Origin of the sequence: Leptolyngbya sp. BC1307 (assembly GCF_002286735.1) — a bacterium.
Lineage (GTDB): Bacteria > Cyanobacteriota > Cyanobacteriia > Phormidesmidales > Phormidesmidaceae > Phormidesmis.
Genome location: NZ_NRTA01000012.1, coordinates 29,677 through 47,132, shown reverse-complemented (window position 1 = coordinate 47,132; position 17,456 = coordinate 29,677). Strand labels below are relative to the sequence as shown.

General features: G+C 54.2%; 19 protein-coding genes. 8 read left to right on the top strand and 11 right to left on the bottom strand.

The annotated features are described in order from the left end of the window. Positions 1-34: 34 nt before the first annotated feature. From CKL79_RS09195 to pilM, 3 genes are read right to left on the bottom strand one after another with little or no spacing between them, the layout of a single operon-like run. Positions 35-883, bottom strand: coding sequence for a hypothetical protein (locus tag CKL79_RS09195; protein WP_121969288.1), 849 nt, complete (start codon positions 881-883; stop codon positions 35-37). Continuing rightward, complete coding sequence (locus CKL79_RS09190) at positions 883-1,677, bottom strand: PilN domain-containing protein (RefSeq protein WP_121969287.1); 795 nt, start codon at positions 1,675-1,677, stop codon at positions 883-885. Before CKL79_RS09190 ends, CKL79_RS09195 begins: the two co-directional genes overlap by 1 nt. Before the next feature lie 11 nt (positions 1,678-1,688). Continuing rightward, a complete protein-coding gene (pilM, locus tag CKL79_RS09185; protein WP_121969358.1) occupies positions 1,689-2,780 on the bottom strand; it encodes a type IV pilus assembly protein PilM in 1,092 nt (363 codons plus the stop codon). A 391-nt stretch (positions 2,781-3,171) separates the two neighbouring features. On the opposite strand from pilM, the gene CKL79_RS09180 reads away from it, so the two are divergent. Both CKL79_RS09180 and CKL79_RS09175 read left to right on the top strand, forming a co-directional pair. Then, positions 3,172-4,467, top strand: a complete 1,296-nt coding sequence (locus CKL79_RS09180) for a sugar ABC transporter substrate-binding protein (protein ID WP_121969286.1) — start codon at positions 3,172-3,174, stop codon at positions 4,465-4,467. A 77-nt stretch (positions 4,468-4,544) separates the two neighbouring features. Next, complete coding sequence (locus tag CKL79_RS09175) at positions 4,545-5,207, top strand: Uma2 family endonuclease (protein ID WP_121969285.1); 663 nt, start codon at positions 4,545-4,547, stop codon at positions 5,205-5,207. A gap of 19 nt (positions 5,208-5,226) precedes the next feature. Here the strand turns inward: CKL79_RS09175 and CKL79_RS09170 are convergent, their stop codons facing one another. Together CKL79_RS09170 and CKL79_RS09165 are read right to left on the bottom strand one after the other, a co-directional pair. After that, positions 5,227-6,000: an ABC transporter permease gene (locus tag CKL79_RS09170; RefSeq protein WP_121969284.1), complete on the bottom strand. Its 774-nt coding sequence runs from the start codon at positions 5,998-6,000 to the stop codon at positions 5,227-5,229. Next, positions 5,993-6,937: an ABC transporter ATP-binding protein gene (locus CKL79_RS09165; RefSeq protein WP_346427057.1), complete on the bottom strand. Its 945-nt coding sequence runs from the start codon at positions 6,935-6,937 to the stop codon at positions 5,993-5,995. The genes CKL79_RS09170 and CKL79_RS09165 overlap by 8 nt, the downstream gene beginning before the upstream one ends. A 384-nt stretch (positions 6,938-7,321) precedes the next feature. On the opposite strand from CKL79_RS09165, the gene CKL79_RS09160 reads away from it, so the two are divergent. Further along, on the top strand, positions 7,322-7,957 hold the full coding sequence (locus tag CKL79_RS09160; RefSeq protein ID WP_121969283.1) for a hypothetical protein: 636 nt from the start codon (positions 7,322-7,324) through the stop codon (positions 7,955-7,957). 52 nt (positions 7,958-8,009) lie between these two features. On the opposite strand, the gene CKL79_RS09155 is transcribed toward CKL79_RS09160, so the two are convergent. Continuing rightward, positions 8,010-9,374, bottom strand: a complete 1,365-nt coding sequence (locus CKL79_RS09155; protein ID WP_121969282.1) for an MlaD family protein — start codon at positions 9,372-9,374, stop codon at positions 8,010-8,012. A gap of 56 nt (positions 9,375-9,430) precedes the next feature. Continuing rightward, positions 9,431-10,249: an ATP-binding cassette domain-containing protein gene (locus CKL79_RS09150; RefSeq protein ID WP_121969281.1), complete on the bottom strand. Its 819-nt coding sequence runs from the start codon at positions 10,247-10,249 to the stop codon at positions 9,431-9,433. A gap of 386 nt (positions 10,250-10,635) precedes the next feature. On the opposite strand from CKL79_RS09150, the gene CKL79_RS09145 reads away from it, so the two are divergent. Next, positions 10,636-11,967, top strand: coding sequence for a gluconeogenesis factor YvcK family protein (locus tag CKL79_RS09145; protein ID WP_121969280.1), 1,332 nt, complete (start codon positions 10,636-10,638; stop codon positions 11,965-11,967). Between the two features lie 24 nt (positions 11,968-11,991). On the opposite strand, the gene CKL79_RS09140 is transcribed toward CKL79_RS09145, so the two are convergent. The 4 genes from CKL79_RS09140 to CKL79_RS09125 form a co-directional block, all read right to left on the bottom strand. Then, positions 11,992-12,237: a hypothetical protein gene (locus CKL79_RS09140; protein ID WP_121969279.1), complete on the bottom strand. Its 246-nt coding sequence runs from the start codon at positions 12,235-12,237 to the stop codon at positions 11,992-11,994. 212 nt (positions 12,238-12,449) lie between these two features. Then, complete coding sequence (locus tag CKL79_RS09135; RefSeq protein WP_121969278.1) at positions 12,450-12,644, bottom strand: hypothetical protein; 195 nt, start codon at positions 12,642-12,644, stop codon at positions 12,450-12,452. Positions 12,645-13,001: 357 nt separating this feature from the next. Continuing rightward, the gene (locus CKL79_RS09130) at positions 13,002-13,421 is read right to left on the bottom strand and encodes a tetratricopeptide repeat protein (RefSeq protein WP_121969277.1); all 420 of its coding nucleotides are present in this window, start codon (positions 13,419-13,421) and stop codon (positions 13,002-13,004) included. A gap of 55 nt (positions 13,422-13,476) precedes the next feature. Beyond that, entirely contained in the window at positions 13,477-13,794 is a 318-nt protein-coding gene (locus CKL79_RS09125) for an iron-sulfur cluster assembly accessory protein (RefSeq protein WP_121969356.1), read from the bottom strand. Between the two features lie 406 nt (positions 13,795-14,200). On the opposite strand from CKL79_RS09125, the gene CKL79_RS09120 reads away from it, so the two are divergent. The 4 genes from CKL79_RS09120 (at position 14,201) to CKL79_RS09105 (ending at position 17,408) form a co-directional block, all read left to right on the top strand. Beyond that, positions 14,201-15,922 (top strand): hypothetical protein, encoded by a 1,722-nt coding sequence (locus CKL79_RS09120; RefSeq protein ID WP_121969276.1) that lies wholly within the window; start codon positions 14,201-14,203, stop codon positions 15,920-15,922. An 85-nt stretch (positions 15,923-16,007) separates the two neighbouring features. Continuing rightward, a complete protein-coding gene (locus CKL79_RS09115; protein WP_121969275.1) occupies positions 16,008-16,319 on the top strand; it encodes a hypothetical protein in 312 nt (103 codons plus the stop codon). Between the two features lie 96 nt (positions 16,320-16,415). Continuing rightward, positions 16,416-16,760, top strand: a complete 345-nt coding sequence (locus CKL79_RS09110; protein WP_121969274.1) for a YtxH domain-containing protein — start codon at positions 16,416-16,418, stop codon at positions 16,758-16,760. 39 nt (positions 16,761-16,799) lie between these two features. Next, a complete protein-coding gene (locus CKL79_RS09105) occupies positions 16,800-17,408 on the top strand; it encodes a DUF948 domain-containing protein (RefSeq protein ID WP_121969273.1) in 609 nt (202 codons plus the stop codon). Positions 17,409-17,456 lie beyond the last annotated feature (48 nt).

Here is a 17,456-nt window from a genome sequence, read left to right as displayed (position 1 = left end):
TGCAGCGCAGACAAATCAGATAAAAGTTAGGCTGTTAGCCGCCTTCCGGCGGGGGGACAGGTTCGCCCGTCGCCGCCGGATCAATCGGCTCAACCGGCTCAGGTGGTGCAATCTCTGGGGGCACATCGGCGTCAGCAGTCGGCAGCAGCGCATCGACTTCAAAAGAGGTCGTTAGCGGCACTTTAGGCTGCACCACCACCTGCCCCCCAGCGCCAATCACCGTTTCGGCTACCGGATCACCGCTGGTAACTTTAAAGTTACGGATGAGCAGCAGTGGCTCCAAACGCTCCAGATTGCGCAAGATCGATTGGGTCTGAGCGTAGTCACCCGAAAAGCTCACGGAGTAAGTTTCACGTTTGAGCTTGTTGTTGACGGCTTCGCCGAGAGAACCGTCTGTAATCACAGCTTGCTCGCCTGGCTTAAAGGTTTCTAACTTGGCTTCTACTAAGAGGGCCGGAATCCCTCGCGATCGCACCTGATTGCGCACCCCGTTGAGAGAGGCATTGCTGCTTTCGATCCGCTGGTTAATGTCTAGCAGCAGCGTGTCCATCGTCGCTTCACTGGCAAAGAGCGAATAGACCTGGCGGCGGCGATCCATCGCGGCGGCGAGCGCTGCCTCAAGTTGTGCAATATTTTCTAGCTCTTGAGACTGAGAGACTAGCTGACCTTCTTTGGTAGCGATATCGGCGCGCAGCGTAGCGTTTGTGGCGGCGACCGGCTGCACCACTTTGACAAATAGATAGATCGCACCGCCTAGCCCTACCAGCGCAATCAGCACACCTAGAATCTGAGGCGACAGCTCAATCCCAAACACCACCGGGTTAATCGGTTCATCAATCAGATCGGCATCATTAGGGGGAACAAAATCTCCAAAGGCAGTCATTACTCAATTGCTCCTGTTGATTGAAGGGCACGAATCCGCGCAGCCAGTCCGGTCGATTCTTGCTGGCGGTTTAGTTCATAGAGCAGCACCGTGGCCGGGATGCTCTTAATGTCGCCAGTCAGCGTGTAGCTCACTAGCGACAGCGGCTTGCCATTGTCGGCCTCGCCAGGGCAGCGACCGGGCACGGGGTCGCTAAGGGTGGCATCGGTAATTTTTACAGAGCTAGACTCTAAAAAAGGTGAGTTTTGCAGCGTCAGCAAAAAGTCATTGACATCGTTAAATGAGCAGGCGTTGCCCGCAATCTCGACGCCACCAGCAGCCGACTCACTGCCGCTAGCCACCGCTCCAGTCGCTTCGCTGGCAACCTCTGCAGTCGCTTCAACTGCCGCCGTCTGAGTCAGGCTAGAGATTTGGGCGCGGCTAGGAATCCGGCCCTGAACGTCACGGACGATGGCAGACCAGGGCCTAATGCGCTCAAAGACCCCGGCTAGGGCCTGAATTTCAGTTTCAATCGCGTCGGTCTGCTGTCGTACAGTGTCTACTTGAGCTAGCTTTTGCTGCAGTTCGCTGAGCTGGGCATCGAGCTGAGCTTGCTGAGCCATCAGATTTTTTTGCTGACCTTGCAAAATTATCCAGTAGCCGCCGACACCGGCAATGGCAGCGATCGCACAGGCCAGCCCAATCAGTAAAGGCATTTTCCCGGCCGTGCTCACCGCCGGTCGGTTAACGGCGACAAGCGCATCTGCTGAGCGCTCAGCCCGATCATTTAAAAAGTTAATGTCAATCCCGTACATGGCAACCTCCTCTAAATTTCTCTCAGGCCTAAACCGAGCACCGTGGCTAGTCCTGACCGCTGCGCGGGTGTCATCTCTTCCTCTAGCTCAATCGCTAGGGACTCCAAAGGATCAATCACCACAGCCACCAGTCCCAAGCGCTGAGCAAAAAACTCATCCAGGTTGCCAATCATGCTGCCCGGCCCAGCCAGAAATAGCTGCACCACTTCCATGTCTTCTCCCTGATTGAGATAAAAATCAATTGACCGCCGCAGCTCATCAGAGAGTTCACTCAATACCCGCAGCATTGCCGCCGCCCCAGGATTCATCCCCGATTTAGCACTGCCAGTCAGCGGCCCCGCCGGAACAGACATGCCCTCTAGCAAATCAGCGCTCCGGGAGGGCGGTAGGTTCATCGCCCGGCTCAAGGCACTCTGAATTTGACGGGTACCCAGCGGCACGGTGCGCGAAAAGTGCGGAATGCCATCGACCACAATCGAAATTTCAGTACTCTCGTACTGGATATCGACAATCGCCACCGCCTCTTGCGAGGTAAACTGCCGCAGCTGTTCGCGAATGGTACGAATTAGCGCAAAGCTGCTAGTCTCCAGCACGCTCAGAGTGATGCCCGCTTGAGCAAAGGTCTCAGCGTAGGTATTAGTAATCTCTTTTTTGACGGCAACCAGCAGCACCTGCACCTTTTCAATGCCGTCTTCATCGACAAAGAAGCCCAGCTTTTGGTAGTCCACATCCGCCTCGTCACGCGGAAACGGCAGATACAGGCTGGCTTCCTGGTTGAGCACCATCTCCCGTAGCTCGTTATCATCTAGCTCTGCTGGCACCGGAATTACCCGGGCCACTGCCCGACCCGGCACAGCCGTTGCCGCCCGACTGACCTTAATCTTGTTTTCAGCCAGCGTCGACTGAATAATCTCAGCCATCGTGCTGCTATCAATAATCTGCCCTTCTTCAAAAACGCCCTCAGGAATTTCAGCGGTTATCAAAGTTTCCAGCTTGAGTTTTTGCCCCTGTTTTTTCAGGCGAGCAATATTAATGCGCTCCGAGGTTAGCTCAATGCCAATCCCTGGCGATTTTCTAGAAATTAAAGACTTGAGTCTGTTCACGACTGCGCTTGCCCGGTGAGTGATGATAGATCCGAATTTCGCCCCTAGATTGCCCAAATCTCAAACTAAAATTACAATCACAAAATCAAGACTTAAGTACTTTTACGCTTGCAATACAGTCTTTGTTGTGCTGTGACACAGGCGTGCAAACGCTGCATACCGGTTCTTTACTAATGGGCCTAGTGTTGATGAAGCCAAAGGGAAAATGATGGAATACGCTGTTAGAAATCTGCTGACAGTGCAGTTTGCCCATCGCCCCCATACAACAAACAGCCTTGATAGACAGCAAAAATCTGTCTACCCCGCTCGCCCAAACCGACGGCCTGTGCTGTAGAGTCACAAGACAGCAGATTGCGCTGTCAGCTTTCGTCTATTTATTTTTGCTTTTGCCATGTTTTTAATTCGCCATTGGAAACGGTTTTTGGCCCTGGTCTTAGTGGGGCTACTCTCAACCTGGCTGATTAGCTGCGGCAATGCTCCCTCCGACGAGGCTACAGGCGAGAGCGCAGGCACAGCCGAAGTCGAATTTTGGACGATGCAGCTTTCGCCTAAGTTTGACGACTATTTCAACCAGCTGATTGCCGACTTTGAGGCAGAAAATCCGGACATCACGGTGAAGTGGGTCGATGTGCCCTGGGCGGATATGGAGACCAAAATTTTGGCGGCGGTCTCGGCTGGCAACGCGCCGGATGTGGTCAATCTCAACCCCAACTTTGCCTCTCAGCTAGCGGCTAAAGGCGCTTGGCTTACATTAGATGACAAACTCTCAGAAGCGGAGCAGGCTGTTTACCTGCCCAAAGTTTGGCAGGCCACTCAGCTGAATGGCGACAGCTTTGGCTTTCCCTGGTATCTCACCGCCCGAGTGACGCTGTACAACACAGATATCTTTCAGGCCGCAGGCATTGCTGAACCGCCCGCCACTTTTGAAGAACTGGCGGCAGTCGCGAAGCAGATTAAAGAAGAAACGGGCAAATACGCTTTCTTTATCAGCTTTGTGCCAGAGGACGCGGCTGATGTGCTGCAGTCGTTTATTCAGATGGGGGTGCCGCTGGTAGATGACGAAGGCAACGCTGCTTTTAATACGCCAGCAGGCAAGCAGGTATTTCAGTATTGGACGGATCTCTATCAGCAGGAGCTGCTGCCTAAAGAAGTGCTGACGCAGGGTCACCAGCAGGCGATTCAGCTCTATCAGTCGGGTGAGACGGCGATATTAGCATCGGGCGCAGAGTTTCTCGATACCATCGCCACCAATGCCCCAGATATTGCCGCTGCCACTAAGAGCGCGCCGCAAATTAGCGGCAGCACCGGCAAAAAGAACGTCGCCGCGATGGATCTGGTGATTCCACAGGCAACGGATGTAGAAGCAGCGGCGCTGAAGTTTGCTACCTACGTGACGAACGACGCCAATCAGCTTTCTTTTGCCAAAGCCGCTAACGTGCTACCCTCTACAGTCGGGGCAATGGAAGACAGCTACTTTACCGATGTGCCGCCGGACGCAACGCCTGTAGAAGTCGCCCGCTCTGTTAGCGCTAGTCAGCTAGACGATGCCGCCGTTTTAATTCCGGCGATGGAAGACGTGAAAGAGCTACAAAAGATTATCTACGACAATTTGCAAGCCGCCATGCTAGGCGACAAAACTGTTGACCAGGCCGTCGCCGATGCCGCCGATGAATGGGATAATCGGTAGGGTGAGTCGTCCTATGTTGCTGGAAAGCGATCGCTCATCAGCGTTAGGATTAACTCACCTCATAAAAAGCGCTTGTCATGGTGATGCTATCTACCCAAGCTAGCGAGCTTGACCTGGATAATTTTGACGGTCAGCTCACTCAAACAGTGGTGTTATCTCATATCAGCTGGCAGACCTATCAAGCCGTGTTAGCTGATATGGGCGACCATCGGGCAGCGCGGGTTGCTTACAACCAAGGGGTACTCACGCTAAAAGTGCCTTCTAAATTTCATGAGATTGTCAATCGGCTGTTGGCTCGCATTGTGGCGACCCTAACCGAAGAACTAGGGTTGGAAGTAATCAACGTCGGCTCAACTACGCTAGAGCGCGATGACTTGGAAAAAGGGGCTGAGCCAGACACCGGCTTTTACATTCAAAATGCCTATAGATTAGAGGGTCTAGATCCTGAGATTCCGCCAGACTTACCGCCCGATTTGGTAATTGAAGTGGATATTACCAGCCCTTCAAACCAGCGCATGGCGATTTACCAGACATTAGGAATCTCTGAAGTCTGGCGATATACCAAGCGACAGGGACTAGAAATCTATCAGCTGCAGGCAAATGATTACGCGAAAACCGAAACAAGTGTCGCCTTGCCACAGCTAACCGCAGACCGGCTCAATGATTTTTTGACGCTGCGACAGACTCAGGGTGAAAATCAGGTGATTCGAGCGGTGCGCAGCTGGATTCAACAGGTTTGATAGCAGCGGAGGGGGCAGTTTAGTAGCCGCCCAGCGTGCCCTGGCGCTTAGCCTGCCGCTCGGCCCAGCGAAAGACGAGCGTGCCTAGCGTGAAGTAGACGATGCCATTGGCCAGCGCGATCGCCCACATTCCCCAATCCAGCGGCTGCTCTCTAGCCATCAGGTCACGCAGCAGACCCGTACTCGGCAAAATCGGCAGCAGGTGAGCCACCCACCGGGCCGGGCCGCTCCAGTCTTCTGTTGGGGCGGCGAGCAAAAATAGCAGCACAAACTGAAATAGACCTAGAAGCTGCTGCACTTTCTTAAAGACCAGGGCAAAAGAGCCGATGAAGAAGGCCAGCCCGTAAGCGCTTAAGAGCAGGGTCGATAGCGGCAGCAGCAGTAGCGCTGGAAAGGCGAGCTGGCTGCCCGTCATCGCAATGATGATGGCCAGCACGATCAAGATCAGCAATAGTCGCAGCGTCAGACTGGCGATCGCCCGCGCCAGAAAGACCCGTGGAGCGCCAAATGGGGAGAGAAACACCTGCTCTAACGTGCCGGTTTGCGCCTCCTGCTGCAGATTGTTGGCAATGTCATTGACGATATAGAGCACCAGCGTCCAGATCACATAGCCCACGACTACCGCATCGAGCCGGTCGCCAAAGGTGCTGGCTGGCCCTGCCATATATTGAGTGCTTAAGAAAATGCCGTAAAACACCGTCGTCAGAATGACAATGCCGCCGACCACCTCCGTGGGATACCGCAGCGTCTGCACCCAAGTGCGCTTAAATTCGCCAATCAGTAGATCAATCATTGCGCACAAGCTGCAAAAATACGTCGGTCAAATCAGCCCGATCCTGGCGCACTTCTACCAGTGGCAGAGGGTCTAGAAGGCTCAAAATTTTGTAGAGCGTGGCAGAGGATGGCAGCGTCTCTGGCGGCTGGTCACTTGGGTGATAGTGAATGTAGCGATCGCTCACCGTCGCACCTAGCCGGACAATGGCATCTTTTTGGCGCGCCGCTAACTCTCCTTCAAACTCAATTTGGTAGGTCATCGCCTTTGAAAACTGCCGAATTAAATCCTGAGTCTGCTGCTCGGCGACAATCTCACCCTGGCGAATCACCGCCACCCGGTCAGAGAGTTCTTCGGCCACGTTAAGCTGGTGGGTCGTCAGCAAAACCGCGCAGCCAGAAGCGGCCACCTGTCGCACCAAACCCTTTACGGTTTCTCCTGCTTCTACGTCTAGCCCTAGCGTGGGTTCGTCGAGCAGCAGCAGCTTAGGCTGGTGGATTAGGGCAACGGCGATCGCCAGCTTTTGCTGCATTCCTCTAGAGAGCTTTTGTACCGGCACCTGCCGCTTATCCCACAGGCCAAACTCCTTTAGCAGCGCCTGACCGCGATCTCTGGCCGCTCGCCGAGGCACCTGCCGCAGCACGCCAAAGTACTCCAAGTTCTCTAAAGGGGTCAGCCGCCAGTACAGGTTGCGATTGCCTTCTAATACAGCGCCTACACCTCGCAGCGCCTGCGGCTGCCGGTGCGGGTCGCAGCCCGCAATCCTTACCCAGCCCGCATCCGGGCGAATCAGGCCAGCAATCATTTTGATCGTCGTTGTCTTACCTGCGCCATTCGGCCCCAAGAACGCCAGTACCTGCCCCGGCAAAATCGTCAGCGAAACACCGCGTACTGCCTCAAATTGTCGCTTCCCTCGGCCATAGCGCTTTCTTAATTGATGAGCATCGAGCGCTGGCAAGCTGGTCGCTGCTGAAGACGCCTCTAAGTTCTGAACTGGCCGCTGATTTGGCATATTGGCTGAGCGATCGCCTCCAGCAGCAGTCGCAGATGAGGGAATAGAAATATCGGGAGGCGTCATCTTAAATTAAACAGGGGCCAAGAGCCATGGTAACGCGCCTGAGCTGGTAGGCGGGCTGGATAGTCTCTAGCGCCAGATAGAAGAACCAGATAGAAGGACCAGAGACATGGGCGCTGACGAAGAGATTCGAAGCGCATAAGTGCTCCCAGATATATGATAGAAAATAACACTCTTTTAATATTCTGTTACAATTCTATAACTACCCGACTGTTAAGCATTCTTAATCAATCGGGTCAGCGTAGTAAATAGGCAACATCGGCCAGCATGACTTCTTTTGACCTGATCACCTCAGCCCTGTCATCTGATACTGAAGCCCTCAGTTTGCAAGATCTCACAAGACCATTGAGATCTCATGAGCTGAGGCGACGGTTTGCTCATCTGCGCCACTGGTTTCACCTGAGCGAGCTTGACCAAGCTTTTGTCCTGTGGGGAGCGATCGCACTGGCAGTTTTCTCCTTGGGCGAATTTTCACAGCTGAGCTGGACAACCCAAGCCGTCATCGACGCGGCTTTGACTGGCGCAGGCATTGCGGGCACCGCCGGACTCACCTGGCTGATTGCTTGCGAAGCCAGGCTGCGATGGGTCGTTTGTCTTTGGGCCGTGCTGATGATGGCTGGCATGATCGTCACCGCTGGCGGTATTTTTGGCGGTGTCGGGGTGATCTTGGCGAATTTGTGCGTGCTGTGGCTGGCCCTGTGCGCTGTAGGATATGGGGCGATGGCTTGGGGAATGCGATCGCACTGCTTTAGCGCGGCTAGCGGGGTTCATGGCTTGGCGATGGTTTGGCTCTGTCTACAGCCAGGCTCACAGTTTTTGATCAGCGGATTGGTCATGGGGCTGACCCTGTTTTTCTTCTCTATCGTGCCGTGGGACATGCGCACGGCTGAGGCCGATGGCTAAGGGCTAACCGCGCTAGTGCAGAAAAGGGCCAGCCAGACTATCAGTCTCATTATCAGTCTCGGGCAACTCCCTTATTTCGGCGACTATCAACGCCCGGACGCACCCCCTCAGCGACCTGCTGCTTGAGAATGTAGCGCTCTCCATCAAAGACCAGCACCAACTGATTGGCAGGCTGATCAGAATTGGTACGGGCAACGTCAGCTACCGGCCCCGAGCTGGCAGGGCGAGATTCGCGGTTAGCCGCCGTTTGGTCTGCCGTTTGAGCCGCCGTTTGACCAAAGGGGGCCAGCACGCGGGCAACTTCAGACTGCTGCTCTAGAGACTGCGTGGATGAAACCAGATCGCCTAAGCCATTGATTAAGTTACGCAGCTGCTCGCGAACTGCCGGGTCGCCGGTAATTTCATCAACATCGGCCATGACTTTTTGGGCGCTGGCCAGCGCATCTCGGGCAGACTCTAACGTCTGCTGAAGCAGCACTAAGTTAGCGGGCGTATTGAGCGAAGCCGTCACCGCCTGCAAGTCGGTCGTTGCCGCTGCCGCGTTGCTGACTAAAGCCTCCAGATTTCTGACTAGCTCTCCGTTCTGAAAAGTCGGCCCGAGCGTATCGGCGGCAGTCCGCAATTGCACACTGGCAGCTTGTACATTGCCCAGCGTATCTACCAGCGTGCCGCGATTTTCACCAATCAGGCTGTTGATATCTGTAGCCGTCAGCGAAAACTGCTGCGCAGTGCCCTCAAACTGGCGAGCGGTGCGCGTCGCTGAATTGACTGCCGCTTGGGCTGACTCAGAAAGGGGGCCAATTTCAGCTTGGGCCTGCTGGGTTAGCGCAGTCGCGGCTTGAGCCAATTCGCCCGCATTGCTGGTTGTCTGCGAGATGTTTTCTAAAGTGGCTTTGAGCTGAGCAATCAGCTCAGGGTCAGCTAGCAAGTCGGCGACCTCGGTTGCCGAGCGCAGCAGCTCTTCATAGCTTGGCCCGGTAATGCCCATGAGGCGATCGCCCGCACAGAGAATCACCTCGCTATTGCAGTCCTCTGCGGTTGGGCTAATCTCAGCCGCACTGGTCGCTAGCCGAACCAACGGCGTAATCTCAATCGACATCTCCCCAATCAGCCCTGACTCCACCGTTTCGACCCGCACATCGTTGGGCATTCGCAGATCCTTTTGGGTGATTTCTAAGCCCACCTCTACGCCATTAGAGAGCGGCGCAATTGAGGCTACTCGGCCCACAGGCACGCCTCGATAGAGCACCGGTGTCCCTAGCTGGACACCGGTCGCATTGTCAAACTCAGCCAGTAGCCGGTAAGGACGATTGGTAGGGTTGAAGCCTCGCAGCCAGAGCACCAAACCGCCAAACAAGCCGATCCCTAATAAGATCAGCAGTCCCACAGAACCTTCCCGAATTGTTCGTGCCCGCATGAGTTTCCTAAAGTTTGATTGGCCTGGTTGACCGATGCGCTTCCTGACCTGGTTTTTTATCCTGCCACATGAATGGGGCCTTCAACTTGAGCGCTAAAAAACTGACGCACAAACGGGTTGTCAGTTGAATCAATTTCATCAACGCGGCCAAACCACTGCACCCGCCCCGCGTGGAGAAAGACAACCCAGTCTGCCGTACGGCGAATGGTGCTCTCCTGGTGGGTCACGATCAAGTAGGAGCTACAGGCTTGACCACTGTGAATTTCTCGAATCAAGTCCTCAATCACCGTTGAGGCAATGGGGTCGAGCCCCGCTGTCGGCTCATCGTACAGCAGCAAGCTGGGCCGGTCAGTCGGCTTATGCGGATTAGACATCACTGCCCGCGCAAAGCTCACCCGCTTGCGCATACCGCCCGATAGCTCAGCCGGGTAGCTATTAGAAACATCTGGAAGCCCGACCATGGCTAGCGCTTCGGAGACCAGCCTTTTAATCTCGCGGCGAGAGAGGCGAGAGTGCTGATAGAGTAAAAAACCCACATTCTCGGCAACTGTCAGCGAATCAAATAGAGCAGCCTGCTGAAAGACCATACCAATTCCTAAGGGATCGGGCGCGTCTTCGATCAGGCCAAGGCGCTTTTGACCGCCTACCCAAATCTCTCCCTCGTCGGCGGCTAGCAGGCCAGCAATGATCCGCAGAATGGTAGATTTGCCGGTGCCTGAAGGCCCAATAATAGCGATCGCCTCGCCCGCATTCAGGGAAAAATCAATCCGGTCTAGCACGCGCGTATTGCCAAACTGTTTAGAAATCCCCCGAAGCTCGATCAAAGGCACTTTGTCGCGGGGAGACTCGAATGGGGCAGCGTGAGATGAGAACATGAGAACCTAACGATTGAACCCAGGTCGGCTAACACCTAATCTATATCCTACTGAACGCCGTCGAGCGATTTAGATATTAAAAATCCCGTGAGTTGAGACGCCCTCACCCAAACCCGAGTGAAGAGGCCGATGGCCCATACAGCCAGATAGGGCTTGATGATCTTTCTAATCTCTATCAATACTATCAATTTATGTCTGTCAACTGCTGTCAATCGGGAGCAGCTACCGGCGGCTGAGGCCACAGCAGCAGCGCTTGAGGGTTCGCTACCTGCCGTAAACTCTAACGACTGCCAACCCTTTTGCTGTATAACCCTAAGGCATGATCCCGCCTGCGTCAGAGCCTGGATCCTGCTTTTTTCAGCCTGGTCTCACTGCTAGCTATCGTCATGCGCCCAAACTACAAAAAGTTATACACCAGACCCAAACGCTGGATGAGATGGCTAAGGCCCGGCCTGTTTGTCAAACGCTGGATGTTTTTGAGTGCGGTCGGCATTTTTGCCGTTGGCATTGGCACCATGGTCTGGCTAAAGCTGACGCCGGTCTTTTATACGGTGCGGTTTGTCGGCAATTTGCTCAACTGGATTACTCAGCTAGTGCCTAACTACGTCAGCGGCCCGCTGGCAGTCTTGGGCGGGCTACTGCTGATTGTTTGGGGGCAGACCCGCACGCTGGGATTGATTACCGAAGTGCTGCTGCCTGCCAACGGCGAAGACAATCTGTGGGATGCCATTGCCAACCATCGCCGCCTGCATCGGGGGCCCAGAATTGTCGTGATTGGTGGCGGCACTGGGTTATCTACGCTGCTGCGCGGGCTCAAGCACTATAGCGCCAATATCACGGCGATCGTAACGGTCGCTGACGATGGGGGTTCATCCGGGCGACTGCGGCGAGAGATGGGCGGCATTCCCCCCGGTGACATTCGCAACTGTCTGACGGCCCTGGCCGACGAGGAAAAACTGCTAACTGAGCTTTTTCAGTATCGGTTTGAGGGGAGCAGTGGGCTCAGCGGCCACAGCTTTGGCAATCTGTTTTTATCGGCAATGAATGAAATTACGGGCGATTGGGAGAAGGCGATCGCCGCTAGCTCTCAGGTATTGGCCATTCGAGGGCGGGTATTGCCCGCAACGCTGAGCGATGTCAGCCTGTGGGCCACTCTCAGCGACGGTCGCCGGATCGAAGGCGAATCAAACATTACTAAGGCCAGGGGCAGCATCACCGAGATTGGCTGTCTGCCCGCTGCGCCGCCCGCCCTGCCGCAGGCGGTAGAAGCCATCAATGGCGCAGACTACATCGTGATTGGCCCCGGCAGCCTGTACACCAGCATCATTCCTAATCTGCTGGTGCCAGAGCTAGTAGAGGCGATCGCGGCCCGCCGCATTCCCTGCATCTATATCTGCAACATTATGACCGAGCCAGGTGAAACCCAGAGCTATCAGGTATCTGATCACATTCAGGCGATTGATCGTGCCTGCGGACGATCGTTATTCAATGCGGTTTTAGTCCAAAAAAAGCTGCCTTCCGAAGCAGCCATTGAGCGCTATCGCAAAGAAGGTTCCACACCAGTGACGCTAGATCGTAAAACCGTGATCGATTCAGGCCGCCGCATTGTCATTGCCAATGTCATGAGTGAAACCAATCACGCCGTTCGTCACGACCCCAAACGACTGGCACGGGTACTGGTGAAGTGGTACGAGCGCACCCGAGGCAGCTGGCAATAGCGCTTTGGCATTCAGATAGCCGCACTAAGAATCTCTCAGGAACTTTTTGCCTACCCAGCTAGAGACCCCGCTCACGATGGCTCCGGCCATCAAAATACCAATAGCTGGCATGATCAGCGGATCCCACAGGCTGTACCACAGGTCAAAGCCCAAATCGACGTGGGTAGAGCGTCCGATTAAAGCGACAGCAAACCAGACAAAGCAGAATAAAACAAAAAATAGATTAAACATCAGCGCTGTGTTTAATCCATCGAGCAGGCGATCTTTCATAGTTAAAACAAAATCTTTTCAAAGAAAAAGGCGCTTGTTTGAGACCCGATGCTGATCGTCAAACCAGGTTAATCAAGACACCGGCACTACACAGATATTAGTTTAAATGCTCACAAATTAAATACTTACAAAAGATGGCTGCTTCGTCGGAGAAGCAGCCACTTTCTGAGCATGATCATTAAATTACAAACCCTTTGTACTAAGGGGCAGTCCTATACAGCTTCATTCAAATGGACTTCTGCGCCTAGCAGATTATCAGGGTCAACGTAATGGCATACGGCATCATCAACGCAGATCAAAGCCCAGCCAGACTTGTCAATTTCAACGAAAGTATAGGCCGCGTTTTGAATAAAGAAGCCCTTGTGATTTCGTGTTTCTGGCTTGATTCCAACAGATTGGCGATTCATAATGAGTGACTCCCAAAAATAAAGTAAGTAGCAGGTAGATACTGGAGTTAAAAAACCCGAACACTTAAGTAAGGCTTATTGAACTCTTTACACAAGCTTATCAGTCGCAGCGGGGATCGCTCGTTAAGTTATTGTTTCAGCCGATTGGCTACTCTCTTGAAAAAGAAAAACAGCCTCCTGAGGTGACTCAAACCCGCACTACAAAAGCCATTAAAGAAGGCGACGAAGATCGGTAATAGCACCGATTTCCGTCGCCTTTGTCTCAGATCTGTTGCATTAGTTCATTAAGTTAGACTAAGGCTCTAACTCGGTCTCAACCAACTGATTTTGGGCTAATGCCTTATGGGCTAAGGGATATCAGCTTTCAAAGAGCCATGCCTGAATGCGCTTCAAACTCTTCCAGTCTGGCTTTCTTCGTAATCCTTCTTCAAGATTCTCTGCTATCTCAGCTTTAAGTTCATCTACGGCGTATAAAACCTGACCCACCTGCTCTACCTGCGCACGCACGCCGCTTTTACCGGTCTCTAACATGGCAATCGACAGGTTGACCCGGGCCTGAGGGTCTGTGGGCGCGAGCTTAACGGCCCGCTGAGCGGCTTTATAGGCAGCGTTGGGCTTATCTGCCAGCAGATAGAGCCAGGCCAGGCAGGTCTGAGCGGCGCTGTTTTTGGGCGCTTGCTGGCAGATGTCTTTGAAGGTGGGTAGCAAAGACTCAGCAGAATCGCCTGCTTTGTAGCGGGCAATGCCTTCTTCAAATCGAGTTTCTAGCGTTTGCATAGGGGCTAAAGTAAACCAGTCGCTGAATATTAAGTGAATGGATTAGGTGAGTAGATCAGGTGCCAAATGACTTGCCGCAGCCGCAGGTTTGGCTGGCGTTGGGGTTAGTAAACTGAAAGCCACCGCCAATCAGCGCGTCGCTGTAGTCGAGCATGAGACCATATAAATAGAGCAGGCTCTTGCGATCGCAGACCACTTTAAAGCCGTCGTAATCGTACACTTCATCGTGCTCACCGACATTGCCGATATCTTCAAAGTCCATCATGTAAGACATGCCTGAGCAGCCGCCCTGACGCACGCCTACACGCAAACACAGATCGTTGCCCTGCTTGTCGCGCAGCGCTTTGACATGAGCTAGAGCCGCCTCTGACATGAGAATGCCCTGACTAGCGTTGGTAGCCGTCGAGGCAGGAGGCGCTTCGTTGGTAACGGCGGGAGAAGAATTGGCTTGAATCATAAGGGTTGAGGTAGGTTGATTAGGTATCTATAGTCTAACTCATCAATTTGGCGCATCGGTCTGCAGCCGGTAGCAGGCAAGATACCAGATATCAAGCGGTAAAGTCAGCTAGGCTCTCTTCAGGTGCCGCTAACTAGGTAGAATTAAAGACTAGAGAACTATTCTTTCTAGTCTAGGGTGTCAAGCGGGTGTCAAGCAGGCGTAAACCGCCTGAGATCACTCGATAGGGTTACCGGGCAGGTTTTGAGTCATCGATAGACTTTAAAGTCCGTAACCCGCTGAGAGCGCCTGCCCACCGATTAATTTTTAGCATCCTTTTTTAATGCATCAACTGAGTCCATTTACCTGTCGTCGCCTGAATCAGCTGCCCCGGCTGACTAGCGTTTGGGAGTGCGATCGCCGTCCGCTGTCGACTGCGGGCTACGCGCCGACAGACAGCGCAGAGGCGGCACAAGGAGACTGCATTATCTGGGTAGACAGCCTGCAAGGTGTGGTGCGGGGACTGAGCGTAGTGCCCAAAGAAACCGGCCACGAGGCCATTGTCAGAGCGCTGCTGCAGGCGATTGAAGCGCCGCAGGGGGGCGTCGAACCGGCGCGTCCCCGTAAGGTCGTGGTGTGCGATCGCGAGATTCAGTTTTTCTTGCGAGGAGCGCTCCAGGATTTAGATATTCCGGTGGAGCACATGCCAGCGCTGCCGGTGATTGACGAAGTCTTTGAAAAGCTGCAGACGCCAGACATACCCAGGACAAAGCTGCCCAAGGCGTTTGAGGAAGTACTGCTAGAGAAAGCCGCCCTGCTCTGGCAAGATGCCCCCTGGGACTACTTGAGTGAGCAAGAGATTTTAGCGATTGAACTCAATTGCTGGGAGATAGAAACGCTTTACCTATCGGTGCTGGGGCTAGCGGGGATGGAATATGGCTTGCTGTTCTATCGCGATCTGGCTTCGCTGCAGCAGTTCCGCCATAAGCTGCTCAACAGCGAAGACTTTTCTGACGGGATGCAGCAGGCTTTTTTAGAGCAAAACTGCCTGTTTATTAACTTCAACCCAGTCAATGATGTCATTCCGCTGCCAACGCTGGGCCAAACCCAGTCAGCGCGCGCGGTGGAGTACGAGTTTGGCAGCCTGCATCCGTTAGAAGGACTGCGATCGCAGCTTGCCGAAGAAGAAGCTGCCAGCCTGGTCGTGGTCTTCGAGGCGCTGCATCGCTTCTTTAAAAAGCACGACTTGGGCGCTGAAGATTTTGCCCTAAAGCCGACTACCAGCCGCTTTAGAATTGCCAACCCCGCCAGAGCGAACCTTTCACCTAAAAGCCGCAAGCGGGGTGCTAAGGCCGATAAAGCCGATAAAGTTCAGGCGGAGGAGGCACCACCATCTGGGCTAGCAGCTGCTCCTGATACTCTCAGCGTCAAAATCTCGACGATGCCCGAAGTCTCAGCCGCTTTTTTGGAAGAAACCCTCGCGTCGCCTGAGGAGACTGACCTCACCACGCTAGTAGACGACAGCGTACCAGAGGGATCGCTGATCATGCTGAGCAGCTACACAGACGAAGAGCTTGCGCCTTTAAAGCAGAGCGATCGCATCTACTATCAGCGCCTGCTCAAGCCCCCTGCACAGATCCCCGATACGCAGACCGAATGGCCCGTTCTCACCATTCAAACCACCCGGCCCAAAGCTCAGATACTGATTGAGCGACTGCAGCAAGAAGGGGGCATTCAGGCCATCTGCTTTAACCCAGGCAGCGACCCGGTCAGCGCTCAGGTATTTCAAGTCGGGCTGCTACAAACCGCGCAAGGACAGCTACATCTCTTTAACGAATACGAAATGGACAACCCTTTAGATATTCAAGCGTTAGATAAGTGGGCTCAAGACAGCGCTGATAACAATAGCTGCTGCGGCTGTATCATTGCCACGGGTGCAACCGGCAGCAAACGCGGCAGACCAACGGCTAAAGAGGTGATTGCTTTTTTTGAAGCGCAGGCAAAACCACCAGAGGAATTGGGGCTAGCGCCGCTGATTATGAGCTATGCGGTGGAATGGGAGTGAAGGAATGCCCTGAAGAAGTGCCTTTCTAAAGTCAGAGCCCTGACATAATTGCGTACCTGACATAATTGCGTAAAGTGGACTTGAAATGAGTGAAAGCTCTATGCTGAGCGTTATCGGCCTCAACTGCCTGCTGGCGGTGCTGACAGGATGGCTAACCTATCGCCTGTGGCGGTGGCGCTGCTGGCTTACTCAGCTGACTAACTGGCTGCGGCACACCGCCTCGGCCCCGCTATATACAGGAGACTTGGGGTATGCGATCGCGCTCAAGCGGGTTCAGCTAGCAGAAGCTCGGCTAGGGATAGCTCAATGGCAGCTGCGCTCAAGGCAAACCCGCCAGGTTTTACAATTTGCCAAATTCCTGCGTCTGCTGCTGCTTTACCGGGCAGCCCGGCGCTAGATTATTAGCCCCCTCAGCTCAAGACCGCCGGCCTAAAATACAGGCATACACATAGGCGCACACAGTCAGACAGCCCCTCATTCCAGGACAGTAGCCATGGCAGACAGCAAATCAGATGCACTCATCGGCGGCGTGATCATCGGCGCGGCCCTTGGCGCAGTAGCCGGACTCTTAGCCGCGCCGCGTACCGGTCAAGAGACTCGCCGCATTCTAAGAAAATCCGCCGACGCTCTCCCTGAGCTAGCCGAAGATCTGGCCACCAGCATTCACTTCCAAGCTGACCGGCTCTCAGAAACCGCTCTGGGCAACTGGGAGCACACCCTGGGGCGTCTGCGGGAAGCGGTGATCGCAGGGCAAGCCGCCAGCCGCCACGAGTGGGAACAGCAAACTTATAGCGACCCTATTCCGACTGCCCCCACCAAAGATTCACATGGCGCATAGCTGCCATTTGCCTTTACCTAGTGCCTATACACAGCCGCTGTGAACAACCCTTTCTTCTGGCTCGGTCTTTCTATTTTGCTGGTGGCGATCAGCCTGACGGCCCTGCTAACCGTAGCGATTTTGACCCTGCAAGAGCTGGCCCGAGCGGCTAGAAGTGCCGAAAAGCTCTTAGATAACCTCAATCGTGAGCTACCGGCGACGCTGCAAGATCTGCGCCTCACTGGCAAAGACATTTCTGGGCTGACTGACGAAGTCAGCGGCAGCATGCAAAGTGCCCGCAGCGTCGTACAGCAAGTCGACCAGGGTTTATTAGAGGCCAAAGCTCAGGCCCAAAAAGCCCAAGTCACCACACGTAGCCTCTGGGTAGGGGCTACTGCTGCCCTGCGCGTACTGACCGGCCCACCTCGTCGCCGTCGCCGTCCGCCCACCCGTCGCCCCCCCATCAAAACTCACTCTCATAAATCTGGGGATCACTCAATTTCTCAGCAGCCTGGCAAGCCAGACTCCATAAGTGCTGGCTTGCCAGCGCCAGCGCCTTATTCTTCGGAGCCGCTGACTGCCCACCCCACTGTTCAAAAGCCACCTGCGCTAACGCCGCCAAACACTGAGCAGCTGAGCGATCCGGACCATAGTCCCAGGTTTGACTAAATCCTGCCTGGCGGCGAGGGCTTTCTCCTTTGCTTCTGTTATCTTAAA

Excerpts from the sequence above, each read along its gene's own strand:
- CKL79_RS09130 (WP_121969277.1), bottom strand. The coding sequence starts at position 13,421 with ATGCAAACGCTAGAAACTCGATTTGAAGAAGGCATTGCCCGCTACAAA.
- CKL79_RS09175 (WP_121969285.1), top strand. The coding sequence starts at position 4,545 with ATGGTGATGCTATCTACCCAAGCTAGCGAGCTTGACCTGGATAATTTT.
- CKL79_RS09115 (WP_121969275.1), top strand. The coding sequence starts at position 16,008 with ATGAGTGAAAGCTCTATGCTGAGCGTTATCGGCCTCAACTGCCTGCTG.
- CKL79_RS09180 (WP_121969286.1), top strand. The coding sequence starts at position 3,172 with ATGTTTTTAATTCGCCATTGGAAACGGTTTTTGGCCCTGGTCTTAGTG.
- CKL79_RS09155 (WP_121969282.1), bottom strand. The coding sequence starts at position 9,374 with ATGCGGGCACGAACAATTCGGGAAGGTTCTGTGGGACTGCTGATCTTA.
- CKL79_RS09160 (WP_121969283.1), top strand. The coding sequence starts at position 7,322 with ATGACTTCTTTTGACCTGATCACCTCAGCCCTGTCATCTGATACTGAA.
- CKL79_RS09110 (WP_121969274.1), top strand. The coding sequence starts at position 16,416 with ATGGCAGACAGCAAATCAGATGCACTCATCGGCGGCGTGATCATCGGC.
- CKL79_RS09170 (WP_121969284.1), bottom strand. The coding sequence starts at position 6,000 with ATGATTGATCTACTGATTGGCGAATTTAAGCGCACTTGGGTGCAGACG.
- CKL79_RS09190 (WP_121969287.1), bottom strand. The coding sequence starts at position 1,677 with ATGTACGGGATTGACATTAACTTTTTAAATGATCGGGCTGAGCGCTCA.
- CKL79_RS09140 (WP_121969279.1), bottom strand. The coding sequence starts at position 12,237 with ATGAAAGATCGCCTGCTCGATGGATTAAACACAGCGCTGATGTTTAAT.
- CKL79_RS09195 (WP_121969288.1), bottom strand. The coding sequence starts at position 883 with ATGACTGCCTTTGGAGATTTTGTTCCCCCTAATGATGCCGATCTGATT.
- CKL79_RS09145 (WP_121969280.1), top strand. The coding sequence starts at position 10,636 with ATGCGCCCAAACTACAAAAAGTTATACACCAGACCCAAACGCTGGATG.
- CKL79_RS09125 (WP_121969356.1), bottom strand. The coding sequence starts at position 13,794 with ATGTCAGAGGCGGCTCTAGCTCATGTCAAAGCGCTGCGCGACAAGCAG.
- CKL79_RS09135 (WP_121969278.1), bottom strand. The coding sequence starts at position 12,644 with ATGAATCGCCAATCTGTTGGAATCAAGCCAGAAACACGAAATCACAAG.
- CKL79_RS09120 (WP_121969276.1), top strand. The coding sequence starts at position 14,201 with ATGCATCAACTGAGTCCATTTACCTGTCGTCGCCTGAATCAGCTGCCC.
- CKL79_RS09150 (WP_121969281.1), bottom strand. The coding sequence starts at position 10,249 with ATGTTCTCATCTCACGCTGCCCCATTCGAGTCTCCCCGCGACAAAGTG.